The sequence below is a fragment of the Paraburkholderia tagetis genome (assembly GCF_022213065.1).
Taxonomy (GTDB): domain Bacteria; phylum Pseudomonadota; class Gammaproteobacteria; order Burkholderiales; family Burkholderiaceae; genus Paraburkholderia; species Paraburkholderia tagetis.
In genome coordinates, this window is the sequence record NZ_JAKLJA010000010.1 from 162,263 (window position 1) to 174,802 (window position 12,540).

A 12,540-nucleotide genomic window follows, 5' to 3' on the forward strand; every position below is an offset into this window, starting at 1 on the left:
GGGGCTACGGTGCCGCGCTGTCGCGCGCGAACGCGTCGAGCACCGCGCGAATGCCCGCGTCGAACGGCGTGCGCCGGCCGATCCCCAGCGTTTCGAGCCGCCCCGAGTCGAGGTGGCAATCGCGCGGACGCGGCGTCGAGTCCGCTGGCGCCGTCTGTGCGACGAGTTGCGCGTCGATGCCGAGCGCGCGCGCAATGCGCTGTGCGATGTCGTATTTGGTCATCGGCTCGTCGCCGGACCACTGGGCGATGCCGCGCACCGCGTTGCCGTCCGCGCAGCGCGTGAGCAATTCGCGAATCACGAACGCGACGTCGGGCGTGAAGGTGGGGTAGCGCGTGGCCCAGGCGTCCATGACCGCGGGCGCGGCGCCCGGCTGCGCAGAAGCGCGGATCGCCGGCACGAGGCTCGTCACCGCCGACTCCTGCCAGTCGACGATCGGGCCGTACAGGAGCGGCAGGCGCAGCACGAGCGCGTTGTCGGTGGCGTCGAGCAGCGCGCGCTCGCCTTCGAGCTTGCTGTGGCCGTAGGCGTTGAGCGGGTTCGGTGCGGCATCGGGCAGATAGGGCGGACGCGTGCCGTCGAACACGTAATCGGTGGAGATCGACAGCACCCACGCGCCGCGCCGCCTGGCCGCCGTAGCCATGCTGCGCACGGCATCGACGTTGAGTGCGCGCGCCGCGACCGGGTCGTGCTCGCAGACATCGGGGCGGCGCTCGGCGGCGGCAATCACGATGGCGTCGGGCGCCTCGCTGGCGACGAATGCGTCGACCGCGCGCGCGTCGCGTATGTCCAGTGCGACTTGCCCCGCGCCTACGCGGCTGAATGCGGTGGACACGACCTGCCAGTCCGTCCCGGCCGCAAGTTCGTGTACGAGCGCGCGCCCGAGCAGCCCGGAAGCGCCTGCTACGGCAACCTTGAACATGGCAGGCCTCGCGTCAGACGCTGGCCGTGCCCGTGACGGTGTAGCCCGCCTCGTCGATGGCGGCCTTGAGCACCTCGACACTCTGCTTCGACTCGACGCTCACACGGCCTGTGGCCAGATCGATCTCGACCTTCGCGGCGGCATCGTGTTCGTGGATCGCGCGCGTCACGGCGCCGACGCAGTGTTGGCAGCTCATGCCTTCGACGTTGAACTGGATCATGGTGTTTTCCTTTTAGGAGAGAACGAAAAGCGTGAACAGGGAGCCGATGAGGCCGTCGCCGGATTATGCCAGCGGGTAGGCGACGAGGATGCTACACCTTCCCATTGTGGGAAGGTGTAGCATCAAACCATCGAATGTCATTCAGGGGAGCAGCATGAATATCGGCGAAGCGGCGCGCGAATCGGGCGTCACGGCAAAAATGATCCGTTACTACGAGAGCGTCGGCCTGCTCGCGCCGAAGGGGCGCACCGAGTCCGGCTACCGCGTTTACGGCATCCAGGAGGTGCACGCGCTGCGCTTTATCCGTCAGGCGCGGCGCCTGGGTTTTCTCGTCGACGATATCCGGCGCCTGCTCGCGCTCTGGCACGACCGCTCGCGCGCCAGCGCCGAGGTCAAGGCCATCGCGCTTCAGCACGTGGCCGAACTCGACCAGCGTATTGCCGAACTCACGCAGATGCGCGACACGCTCAAGCATCTGGCGGCCCATTGCCATGGCGACGAGCGGCCGGACTGCCCAATCATCGAGCGGCTCGCCGACCTGACGCCGGAAGCGCACACCGTCGAGGCCTGAGCGCACGAACGAGGCGAGGGCCGCGCGGCGCGGCGCCAGGAGGTGCAACCCGTGCAGGCAAATTGTCGCAACTTTTGCGGAGTGCTGCACAATTCTGGTGCATCGCAATGCATGATGCATGCAGACATGCCGAAGTCGCCGGAAATATACCGATAAATCATGCACTTGCCCCAAGCGTCCCGACGCACCATTCCAGAATGGAATGCACCGTATTCGATCAATTCACTGGAAAAGTTTGGGGCAATCGTTATAATGCGGGTTATCCCTTACGAGGGTAATCCCTGATGCGAATCCACCGGGGATACACCAATCCTTGGAGAACACATCATGTTTGCATACCTTCTCGAAAAGCTGAGCAACTGGCTCGAAACCGCTGAGCGTCAACGCCGCGAAACGTACCTCGCCTCGTCGGCCGACATCGTGCAACTCGAACAGCGTCTCCGCTCGCTCGAATCGCACGGCTACTCGCTGTAAGCAGTCCGCAGGTCCTCTGCACTGCCGCAAGCCCCGCATCTGGCGGGGCTTTGTTATTTCTGGGCCGGAATTCGATGCGCCGCGGTGCCCACGCGATGCAGTCTGAACCTTGCCATTGCGGTAAGGTAAAGACTTTTCTGCGACAAGCCGATAACGCTGTATGGGATCGGAGCGCAACGCGCTAACTCCGATCGACAAAACCATGGAGTCGCATTGATCGGGGGGGCGTTCATGAAGTCAGGTCGTTTATTCCGCCGCTCTTGTCCAGGACGGATGAGCCACGCGCCAGCGTTTGTCGGCGCGAGCGTCGTTCTGGCGATTGCGTTGACGAGCGCCGGCGCGCACGCGGGCGGGCAGCCATTGATTCTGGATACGCAGCGAGGAATCAGCGATGGCCAGCCGGGCATGGTGCTGCAAAACGCACCGCTTTCGTCTCAGCCGATGGTGCAGGCCCCGTCGTTGCCCACGCTGAATGGAACGGGCGCGGACGGCTCGCAGGTGCCGATCATCGTCGCGCCCTATGTGGAAGTGCCAGGTGGCGGAGGGCGGCCGCCGCGGCCGATGCCGAGGCCTTCGCCGTAACCTTCGCGGCAATCGCGGCAACAATACATGCCACCGCATAAAGGCGCCGCTTGCCGCGGCGCCGTCGCGCACCAGGCGCCGTCGCGTGGCCGAAGTGGATTTCAGTCGCCGCGCGATTCGATCTTGAACTGCGCGGCATCGTCCAGGCCGAGCGTCTTGACGAGCCACGGCATGGCTTCTTTGAGGGTCGCCACGAGCGTGTAGGGCGGATTCAGGATGAACATGCCGCTGCCATACAGGCCGAAGCCGTCTTCGGGCGGACGGCTGACCGAGAGCGAGACGTGCAGCCAGTTCTTCTCCTGAAGGCGCTTCAACTGCTCGGGAAAGCGCTGCGACTCGGGCCGCGTGACCTGTGGATACCAGACCGCGTAAGTGCCAGTGGCAAAGCGCTTGAGCCCATCCTCCACACACGCGATGGTGCGTGCGTAGTCACGCTTGTCCTCGAATGACGGGTCGATCAGCACGAGCGCGCGGCGCGGCGGCGGGGGCAGCAGCGCCTTGATGCCGTCGAAGCCGTCGCCCGCATAGATCATCACGCGCCGGCCCGCATCGCGAAAACGGTGGCGCAGCACGTCGATCTCCGTGCTGTGCAGCTCGAATAGCCGCATGCGGTCCTGCTCGCGCATGAGCCGCCAGGCGAGATAGGGCGAGCCGGGATAGAAGCGCAACTCGCCGTCGGGATTGAGCGCCGCGACTTCGTCGACGTAGTCGGCGAGCATCGCTGGCAGATCGGAGCGGCCCCAGAGCTTGCCGATGCCGGTGTCGAACTCGGCGTTCTTCGTGGCGTAGCCTTCACGCAGCGCATAGGCGCCTGCGCCCGCATGGGTGTCGATGTACCAGTACGCCTTGTCCTTCTTGCTGAGGTATTGCAGAAGTTGCACCACGACGGCGTGCTTGAGGACATCGGCGTGATTGCCGGCGTGGAAGGCGTGACGGTAACTCAGCATGATGGGGCGGACGCGAGGTCGGTGGCAATCGGAAACGCGGGCAAGCGCGTGCGGACTTGCACGAGCGCATTGTGCGATTGCAGATGATACGAAAACGGCGGCGCGTGTGCTTGCTTGTACGTTTACCGGTACGTTTGCTCATACGTTCCGTTCGCACGCGCCGCGGATGAATCGCGCGGGCGGCCTGCTAATGCAGGCCGCCCGCCGGCGAGGCCGCGTATTGTACCGCCCCCGGCGTGGCGCCTGGTGCAGCGCCCGGTGCTTCGGCCCGATGCACCGACGATGCACCGCGCGATACCACCGATACACCAACACACCGGCATAATCGCCATGCGGCGCAGCCGGCAGCCGCCTCAATCGTAGCTGTCGCCGACGATCGCCTCGATCTTTTCCTTCACCTCCGGCGTGATCTTCTGGGCCACTTCGCGCGCCAGCATGTTTTCGCCGATCTGCTCAACGCGCGACGCGCCGGTAATCACCGTGCTCACCCGCGGATTCTTGAGAATCCACGCGAGCGCGAGCTGACCCACCGTGCAGCCCAGCTCCTTTGCGAAGTCCGCGAGCCTGCCGACGATATCGTTCTTGCCGGCATCCGTGACTTCCTTGCGCAGCCAGTCGTAGCCTTGCAATTGGGCGCGGCTGCCGGCGGGCATGCCACCGCGATACTTGCCCGTAAGTAGCCCCGAGGCCAGCGGGCTCCAGGTAGTGAGGCCGAGACCGATGTCCTCGTAGAGCCGCCGATATTCGTCTTCCACGCGGCGGCGGTGGAACAGGTTGTACTGCGGCTGCTCCATGACGGGCTTGTGAAGGTGATGCCGTTCCGCGATTTCCCACGCGGCGCGAATTTCCTCGGCGCTCCACTCCGAGGTGCCCCAATAGAGCGCCTTGCCCCGCGCAATCATATCGCTCATGGCCCAGACGGTTTCCTCGACGGGCGTGTTCGGATCGGGACGATGGCAGAACACCAGGTCGACGTAGTCGAGCTGCAGCCGCTTGAGCGAGCCGTCGATGGCGTTCATGAGGTACTTGCGGTTGAGCGTATGGTACTGGTTGGGCGCCTCGTTCAAGCCCCAGAAGAACTTGGTGGACACCACATAGCTCACGCGCGGCCAGGCGAGCTCCTTGAGCGCCTGGCCCATGATCTCCTCCGACTTGCCGCCCGCGTAGGCTTCAGCATTGTCGAAGAAGTTGACGCCCGCGTCGCGCGCGGCGGCAAGCGATTCGCGCGCGAGATTGCGATCGACCTGATTGCCATAGGTGACCCACGAGCCGATGGACAGTTCGCTGACTTGCAGACCCGAGCGGCCCAGTCGCCGATAGTTCATGAACGCCTCCTTGTAGAGCGGCCAAACTTAGCATGATCCGCGCGCGTGTGCCGAGCACTCGCGGCATGGCACGAGCGGCCGACAAGCGGGTTGGGCAGCATGCGCCGGTGCACTGCGGCAAACGCGTGGCGAGGCATGGCAAGTGCATGGAAAGTGCATGGCAAGGGCGCACGGCGCTGCCCGGCTCGATGTGCGCGGCGCACGGCTTCATGCACAATAGCGCGGTTGGCCGCGGCGCAACATCCGACCGAATGGCGTAGGCAATGTCTTAATCCTGGGTTTTAAGCCCGAGTCTTAAGCTCGAGTCTTAAGCTATTCGACAGATTTGACGGCGTGTGCGCGTCGAGGTCTCATTCCGTCTACTACCTGGAGGTGCTCGATGTCGTCTCTCACTCTGAACACGAAGCTCGATGGCAAGGTCGCAGTCGTTACCGGCGCGGCCAGCGGCATCGGCAAGCAGATCGCGCTCACGCTCGCGCAGGCGGGCGCGGCGGTCGCCATCGCCGACCTCAACCAGAGCGGCGCCGACGCCGTGGCCGCGGAGATCAAGGGCGCGGGCGGCAAGGCTATCGGCGTGGCCATGGACGTCACCAGCGAAGAAGCCGTGAACCAGGGCATCGACCGTGTGGCGGCCGAGCTTGGCCCGGTCGACATCCTCGTCTCGAACGCCGGCATCCAGATCGTGAACCCGATCGAAAATTACGCGTTCTCCGACTGGAAAAAGATGCAGGCCATCCACGTGGACGGCGCATTCCTCACCACCAAGGCGGTCCTCAAGCACATGTACAAGGACGATCGCGGCGGCGTCGTGATCTATATGGGTTCGGTGCACTCGCACGAAGCTTCGCCACTCAAGTCGGCTTACGTCGCGGCCAAGCATGCGCTGCTGGGCCTCGCGCGCGTGCTCGCCAAGGAAGGCGGCAAGCACAACGTGCGCTCGCACGTGGTCTGCCCCGGCTTCGTGCGCACGCCGCTGGTTGAAAAGCAGATTCCCGAGCAGGCGAAGGAGCTGGGCATCTCCGAGGAAGAAGTGGTCAAGCGCGTGATGCTGGGCGGCACCGTGGACGGCATCTTCACGACGGTCGAAGACGTGGCGCAGACGGTGCTGTTCCTCTCGGCGTTCCCGAGCGCGGCCTTCACCGGCCAGTCGTTCGTGGTGAGCCACGGCTGGTTCATGCAATAACGCGGAGAGCCGGCCATGGCGCAACGCAAGAAAGGGCAGGTCGAATCGAGCGCGGTCGGCGCAGAGGCGGGCTCGCGCACCGGCGCCGGGCTGCAGCAGTCCGATGCACAGCCTGGCATGCAGTCTGACGCGCGTTACAACGCGCAATCCGATGCACGGCCTGGCTCGCCGCCGGGCGCGAAGCCGGCTGCGCGGCCAGCCTCGCAATCAGCCGCGCAGCACACCCCCCGCGCCCAGCCGTTCGTCACGAGCTGCGCGAGCGAGTCCATGCAGTGGGAGACCATCGCGCTTACGCTGCAGGGCGGCGGCGCGCTGGGCGCCTACCAGGCGGGCGTCTATGAAGGCTTGTTCGAAGCCGGCATCGCGCCCAACTGGATCGCCGGCATCTCGATCGGCGCGCTCAACACGGCGCTGATCGCGGGCAATGCGCCCGAGCATCGCGTGGCGCGCCTGCGCGAGTTCTGGGAGACGATCTGCCAGCCTGCCTTCACGCCGCCATTGCCGGCCTTCATCGAGCACGCCCTGTTCAACTCCGGCGACGCCATTCGCAAGACCTTCACGGCGATGCAGGCGGCGAGCGCGCTGGTCGAAGGCCAGAAGGGCTTCTTCGTGCCGCGCGTTCCGCCGCCGCTGCCGCAGGCGTCCGGGCATCCGGAGACGGCGAGCTACTACGACACGAAACCGCTCAAGGCCACGCTCGAGCGCTTGTGCGATTTCGATCGCATCAATTCGGGCGAGATTCGCGTGTCGCTCGGCGCCGTGAACGTGGGCACCGGCAATTTCGCCTATTTCGACAACACCACCACGAAGCTGCGGCCCGAGCATTTCATCGCCTCGGGGGCACTGCCGCCGGGTTTTGCGGCGGTGGAAATCGACGGCGAGTACTACTGGGACGGCGGGCTGATGTCGAATACGCCGCTCTACGAGGTGATTCAGACTTCGCCTCGGCGTGACACGCTCGCGTTCCAGGTGGACCTCTGGAGCGCGCTTGGACCGGTGCCCGACAACATCACCGACGTCCAGGGCCGCGTGAAGGACATTCAGTATTCGAGCCGCACGCGTCTCGTTACCGACATGCTTCAGCGCTCGCAGCGTTACCGGCACGTGTTGCGCGAGGTGCTGGATCGCGTGGCACCCGAGCATCGGGAGGACAAGTGGGTCAAGCTGGCTGACGAGCTCTCGTGCTCGAAAAAGTACAACGTGATCCACCTGATCTACCGGCAGAAGGAGTACGAGGGTCACTTCAAGGACTTCCAGTTCGGCATCTCGACGATGCGCGAACATTGGGCGAGCGGCTTGCATGACATTCGCGCGTCGCTCGCGCAGCCGGGCTGGCTCGACAAGCCCGACAATGACTCCGGCTTCGTCACGCATGACATCCATCGTGACAGCCGTGGACACGGCAACGACGGGGAGCATAGCGCCTAGCGCAGCGCATAGTACCTGGCACCTGGCGACGTCTGGCGGGCATCGGCGTGCGATCGTTGCGCGGCAAGCGCGCTGCGCCTGGAAAAACAAAAAGCGTCCGCTCTTTCGAGCGGACGCTTTTTTTCGTGCTTCTTTTGCGGCAGAACGGCGCGCCGTCTTGCGGCAGCGCGCTCCGCTAGCGAAGACGCATTACTTCAGCACTTGCGCCACAGCGGTAGCCACGGCGTCGAGATTGCGCGTGTTCAGCGCGGCCACGCAGATACGGCCCGTGCCCACGGCGTAGATGCCGAACTCTTCGCGCAGGCGGTCGACTTGCGCTGCGGTCAGGCCCGAGTACGAGAACATGCCGCGCTGCACGTTGATGAAGTTGAAGTCGCGGTCCACGCCCGCCGCCGTGAGACGCTCGACGAGGCCCGTGCGCATCGCGCGGATGCGGTTGCGCATTTCGCCAAGCTCGGTTTCCCACATCGCGCGCAGCTCGGTCGAGCCGAGGACGGCTGCGACCACCGAGCCGCCGTGCGTCGGCGGGTTCGAGTAGTTCGTGCGGATCACGCGCTTGAGTTGCGAGAGCACGCGCGCCGACTCTTCCTTGCTGCTCGTGAGGATCGACAGCGCGCCCACGCGCTCGCCGTACAGCGAGAACGACTTCGAGAACGACGACGAAACAAACACGTTGAGTTCCGAAGCGGCGAAGAGGCGCACGACTTCGCCGTCTTCCGCGATGCCGTCGCCGAAGCCCTGGTAGGCGATATCGAGGAACGGCACCAGGCCTCGTGCCTTAACGGTTTCGATCACCTGCTTCCACTGGTCGATGGTGAGGTCCACGCCAGTCGGGTTGTGGCAGCACGCGTGCAGCACGATGACGGTGCCCGCAGCGTAGCTGCTCAGCGCCGAAAGCATGCCTTCGAAGTTCACGCCGTTGGTTTGCGCGTCGTAGTACGGGTAGGCGACCACTTCGAAGCCTGCGCTTTCGAAGAGCGCACGGTGGTTTTCCCAGCTCGGATCGCTGATCGCGACTTTGGCGTTCGGGTTCACGCGCTTCAAGAAGTCGGCGCCGATTTTCAGCGCGCCCGTGCCGCCCAACGCCTGCGCCGTGACGACGCGGCCCGCTGCGATCAGCGGCGAGTCGTTGCCGAGCAGCAGCTTCTGCACAGCGGCGTCATAGGCGGCGAGGCCTTCGATGGGCAGGTAGCCGCGCGGCAGGCCGGCTTCGACGCGGGCCTTTTCCGCCTCGCGCACGGCGCGCAGCAGCGGAATCTTGCCTTCCTCGTTGGTGTACACGCCCACGCCGAGGTTCACCTTGGTCGCGCGCGTGTCGGCGTTATAGGCTTCGTTCAGACCCAGGATCGGGTCGCGAGGGGCGAGTTCGACAGCGGAAAAGAGGGACATGATGATTCGGCAAAAGTGAGTGAGAAGCTCGGTGGGCCGCGCGCCGCGGGTAGTTCCAGGTTGCTTCAGGGTTGCTTCGATGCTCCTGGCATACGCCGCCCCATCGGGCATTGGCGCCGGGCAGCCGGCCACGCAGCTCGCTATTGTAACGAATCCTCAGGCCGGTTTTTCGCCGACTGCGACGCCAACGGGGCCATTTTTGCGGCACGAACGGACGATTCCGGCCGGATGGCCTCGCGGTGCGCGGTCTTCCGTGCGCCCTGCGCGCATTGCCCGCGCATCGTCTGTGCACCGCGCGACCCTTGCAGCACCGGCCGCTCGCCCCATCTACGATAGAAGCCCGCCAGGGTCTGCCCAGGCTTGCCCATCGGCAAGATTCGGCAAAACGCTAAAATAGTTTTTTGCTCCGCGCACAGGATGTCACCCATGTCCGACCACACCGTCGCCGACGCGCACGCGCTCGACGAGTCGAAATTCGTCCAGTACGACGGCTCGCCGTTTCAGCTCTACCAGCCGTACCCGCCGGCCGGCGACCAGCCGAGCGCCATCGAAACGCTCATCGAAGGCGTGGAGGACGGTCTGTCGTTCCAGACCCTGCTTGGCGTGACGGGCTCGGGCAAGACCTACACGATGGCCAATACCATCGCGCGCCTGGGCCGTCCGGCCATCGTGTTCGCGCCGAACAAGACGCTTGCCGCGCAGCTCTATGCGGAGTTCCGCGAGTTCTTCCCGCGCAACGCGGTCGAGTACTTCGTCTCGTACTACGACTATTACCAGCCCGAAGCGTATGTGCCGCAGCGCGATCTCTTCATCGAGAAGGATTCGTCGATCAACGAGCACATCGAGCAGATGCGGCTTTCGGCGACCAAGAGCCTGATGGAGCGCCGCGACGTGGTGATCGTCGCGACCGTCTCGGCGATCTACGGTATCGGCAATCCCTCCGAGTACCACCAGATGATTCTCACGCTGCGCCAGGGCGACCGCATCGGCCAGCGCGACGTTATCGCGCGCCTGATCGCGATGCAGTACACGCGCAACGAGCAGGATTTCCAGCGCGGCACGTTCCGCGTGCGCGGCGACACCATCGACATTTTCCCGGCCGAGCATGCCGAAATGGCCGTGCGCCTGGAGCTTTTCGACGATGAAATCGAGACGTTGCAGCTCTTCGATCCGCTCACGGGCCGCGTGCGCCAGAAGATTCCGCGCTTCACGGTCTACCCGTCGTCGCACTATGTGACGCCGCGCGAGACCGTGCTGCGCGCCGTCGAGACCATCAAGTCCGAACTGCGCGAGCGGCTCGAGTTTTTCCACACCGAGGGCAAGCTCGTGGAGGCGCAGCGTCTGGAGCAGCGCACCCGCTTCGATCTGGAAATGCTTCAGGAACTGGGCTTCTGCAAGGGCATCGAGAACTATTCGCGGCACTTCTCGGGCGCGCTGCCCGGCGAGCCGCCGCCGACGCTCGTCGATTACCTGCCCACCGACGCGATGATGTTCCTCGACGAATCGCACGTGCTGATCGGCCAGTTGAACGGCATGTACAACGGCGACCGCGCGCGCAAGGAAAACCTCGTCGACTACGGCTTCCGTCTGCCTTCCGCGCTGGATAACCGGCCGCTCAAGTTCAACGAGTTCGAGCGCAAGATGCGCCAGGTGGTGTTCGTTTCGGCCACGCCCGCCGACTACGAGAAAAAGGTCACGGGCCAGATCGCCGAGCAGGTGGTGCGCCCCACGGGTCTCGTCGACCCGGTGATCGAGGTGCGCCCGGCCGTCACCCAGGTCGACGACGTGCTCGCCGAGATCAATGAGCGCGTGGCCGCGGGTGACCGGGTGCTGGTGACCACGCTCACCAAGCGCATGGCCGAGCAGCTCACCGAGTTCCTGGCCGATCACGGCGTGAAGGTGCGCTATCTGCATAGCGACATCGACACGGTCGAGCGCGTGGAGATCATCCGCGATCTGCGCCTGGGCACCTTCGACGTGCTGGTGGGCATCAACCTGTTGCGCGAGGGCCTGGATATTCCCGAGGTGTCGCTCGTGGCGATTCTCGACGCCGACAAGGAAGGCTTCCTGCGCGCCGAGCGCTCGCTCATTCAGACGATCGGCCGCGCGGCGCGCAACGTGAACGGCAAGGCGATTCTTTACGGCGACCGCATCACCGATTCGATGCGCAAGGCTATCGACGAGACCGAGCGCCGCCGCGCCAGGCAGATGGCCTTCAACGAGGAGCACGGCATCGTGCCGCGCGGCGTGGTCAAGCGCATCAAGGACATCATCGACGGCGTCTACAACGTCGATGAAGCCCGCGCCGAACTGCGCGAGGAGCAGGAGCGCGCGAAGTTCGAGGACATGAACGAAAAGCAGATCGCCAAGGAGATCAAGAGGCTCGAGAAGCAGATGATGGACTACGCGAAGAACCTCGAATTCGAGAAGGCCGCGCAGACGCGCGACCAGCTTGCGGTGTTGCGCCGGCGCGTGTTCGGGGCGAACGTGGGCGATCATCCGGCTTGAGCCGCGGCTGGTCCGGCTTGGCCTGAGCCTCGTTGGGGTAGTGGCAAGGCCACACCAAGGTGGCAAGCATGAAAGGGCGCATGCGCATGGATTTGCGCTTGCGCCTTTTTTGCGCGTGCGCCTGGTCGCGCCGGCCGTTCGCGTGTGTTTCAGTGCGCGCCGGTAATGAAAATGCAAATAGAGACTGCGGCCTGCCGTAAGCAAGCGTTAATGAAACGTTGATAAAACCCTGTTGCAGTGAGGCTTTCCGCGCGTGGCGCTTTGTTCCGGGCCAATATCGGTGTTAAACTCCAAAATTATTGAGAATTGTTCGCATTATCGTTATTACGTAGATGTGCCGGGCATCTCGATTGTCATACCACTCATAAGAACACCAGGAGTTTCGATGCGGATCCATTCTCTCTTGCGCGGCACTGTCGTCATGGCGGCCGCGAGCGCGGCGTTCGCGGCCCAGGCGGCCGAATACCCGATCGGTAAGCAGCAAATCCAGGGCGGTATGGAAATCGGCGCGGTCTATCTGCAGCCGATCACGATGGAGCCGGAGGGCATGATGCGCAAGGCGGCGGATTCCGATATCCATCTGGAGTCGGACATCCACGCGGTCAAGAACAACCCGACGGGCTTCGCTGAAGGCGACTGGATGCCGTATCTGCAAGTTCACTACGAGCTGACCAAGCCGGGTTCGAGCTACGTGCAAAAGGGCGACCTGATGCCGATGGTCGCGAACGACGGCCCGCACTATGGCGATAACGTCAAGCTGGCCGGCCCGGGCAAATATCACCTGAAGCTGGTTGTCGACGCGCCGATGCAGACGGGCCACATGGCGTTCGGCCGTCACGTCGACAAGGAAACGGGCGTGGGCCCGTGGTTCAAGCCCATCACGCTCGAATACGATTTCCCGTTCGCGGGCATCGGCAAGAAGGGCGGCTACTAAAGCACGCGAATCTCTCGCACCGGGAAGCCGCGCAAGCGGCAGGCAGGACACAAGGAG

At 64.4% G+C, this 12,540-nt stretch carries 13 protein-coding genes; 7 read left to right on the forward strand and 6 right to left on the reverse strand.

What is annotated here, in order from left to right; all coding sequences use genetic code 11:
* Positions 1-4: 4 nt before the first annotated feature.
* Positions 5-922 (reverse strand): dTDP-4-dehydrorhamnose reductase family protein, encoded by a 918-nt coding sequence (locus L5014_RS15070; RefSeq protein ID WP_238464528.1) that lies wholly within the window; start codon positions 920-922, stop codon positions 5-7.
* A gap of 13 nt (positions 923-935) precedes the next feature.
* Positions 936-1,142 carry a heavy-metal-associated domain-containing protein gene (locus tag L5014_RS15075; protein ID WP_238464529.1) on the reverse strand — a complete coding sequence of 69 codons (207 nt, stop codon included), beginning with the start codon at positions 1,140-1,142 and terminating at the stop codon, positions 936-938.
* A 154-nt stretch (positions 1,143-1,296) separates the two neighbouring features.
* Here L5014_RS15075 and cueR point away from each other — a divergent pair, with 154 nt between their 5' ends.
* The 3 genes from cueR to L5014_RS15090 all read left to right on the forward strand — a co-directional run bounded on the left by cueR (position 1,297) and on the right by L5014_RS15090 (position 2,769).
* Positions 1,297-1,713 (forward strand): Cu(I)-responsive transcriptional regulator, encoded by a 417-nt coding sequence (gene cueR, locus L5014_RS15080; RefSeq protein ID WP_238464530.1) that lies wholly within the window; start codon positions 1,297-1,299, stop codon positions 1,711-1,713.
* Between the two features lie 327 nt (positions 1,714-2,040).
* On the forward strand, positions 2,041-2,187 hold the full coding sequence (locus L5014_RS15085; RefSeq protein ID WP_238464531.1) for a DUF3563 family protein: 147 nt from the start codon (positions 2,041-2,043) through the stop codon (positions 2,185-2,187).
* A gap of 273 nt (positions 2,188-2,460) precedes the next feature.
* Positions 2,461-2,769, forward strand: coding sequence for a hypothetical protein (locus L5014_RS15090; protein ID WP_238464532.1), 309 nt, complete (start codon positions 2,461-2,463; stop codon positions 2,767-2,769).
* A gap of 101 nt (positions 2,770-2,870) precedes the next feature.
* Here the strand turns inward: L5014_RS15090 and L5014_RS15095 are convergent, their stop codons facing one another.
* Positions 2,871-3,716, reverse strand: a complete 846-nt coding sequence (locus L5014_RS15095; RefSeq protein ID WP_238464533.1) for a 23S rRNA (adenine(2030)-N(6))-methyltransferase RlmJ — start codon at positions 3,714-3,716, stop codon at positions 2,871-2,873.
* 353 nt (positions 3,717-4,069) lie between these two features.
* Complete coding sequence (locus L5014_RS15100; RefSeq protein WP_238464534.1) at positions 4,070-5,041, reverse strand: potassium channel beta subunit family protein; 972 nt, start codon at positions 5,039-5,041, stop codon at positions 4,070-4,072.
* Positions 5,042-5,420: 379 nt separating this feature from the next.
* Here L5014_RS15100 and L5014_RS15105 point away from each other — a divergent pair, with 379 nt between their 5' ends.
* Positions 5,421-6,224, forward strand: a complete 804-nt coding sequence (locus L5014_RS15105; RefSeq protein ID WP_213294530.1) for a 3-hydroxybutyrate dehydrogenase — start codon at positions 5,421-5,423, stop codon at positions 6,222-6,224.
* 15 nt (positions 6,225-6,239) lie between these two features.
* Complete coding sequence (locus L5014_RS15110) at positions 6,240-7,652, forward strand: DUF3734 domain-containing protein (protein WP_420800071.1); 1,413 nt, start codon at positions 6,240-6,242, stop codon at positions 7,650-7,652.
* A gap of 189 nt (positions 7,653-7,841) precedes the next feature.
* Here the strand turns inward: L5014_RS15110 and L5014_RS15115 are convergent, their stop codons facing one another.
* Positions 7,842-9,041 carry an amino acid aminotransferase gene (locus L5014_RS15115; RefSeq protein WP_238464535.1) on the reverse strand — a complete coding sequence of 400 codons (1,200 nt, stop codon included), beginning with the start codon at positions 9,039-9,041 and terminating at the stop codon, positions 7,842-7,844.
* 140 nt (positions 9,042-9,181) lie between these two features.
* Positions 9,182-9,469 (reverse strand): hypothetical protein, encoded by a 288-nt coding sequence (locus L5014_RS15120; protein ID WP_238464536.1) that lies wholly within the window; start codon positions 9,467-9,469, stop codon positions 9,182-9,184.
* On the opposite strand from L5014_RS15120, the gene uvrB reads away from it, so the two are divergent.
* Both uvrB and L5014_RS15130 read left to right on the forward strand, forming a co-directional pair.
* Positions 9,468-11,549, forward strand: coding sequence for an excinuclease ABC subunit UvrB (gene uvrB / locus L5014_RS15125; RefSeq protein WP_238464537.1), 2,082 nt, complete (start codon positions 9,468-9,470; stop codon positions 11,547-11,549). The two genes, L5014_RS15120 and uvrB, sit on opposite strands and share 2 nt — an antisense overlap.
* A gap of 385 nt (positions 11,550-11,934) precedes the next feature.
* Complete coding sequence (locus tag L5014_RS15130) at positions 11,935-12,483, forward strand: iron transporter (protein ID WP_238464538.1); 549 nt, start codon at positions 11,935-11,937, stop codon at positions 12,481-12,483.
* Positions 12,484-12,540 lie beyond the last annotated feature (57 nt).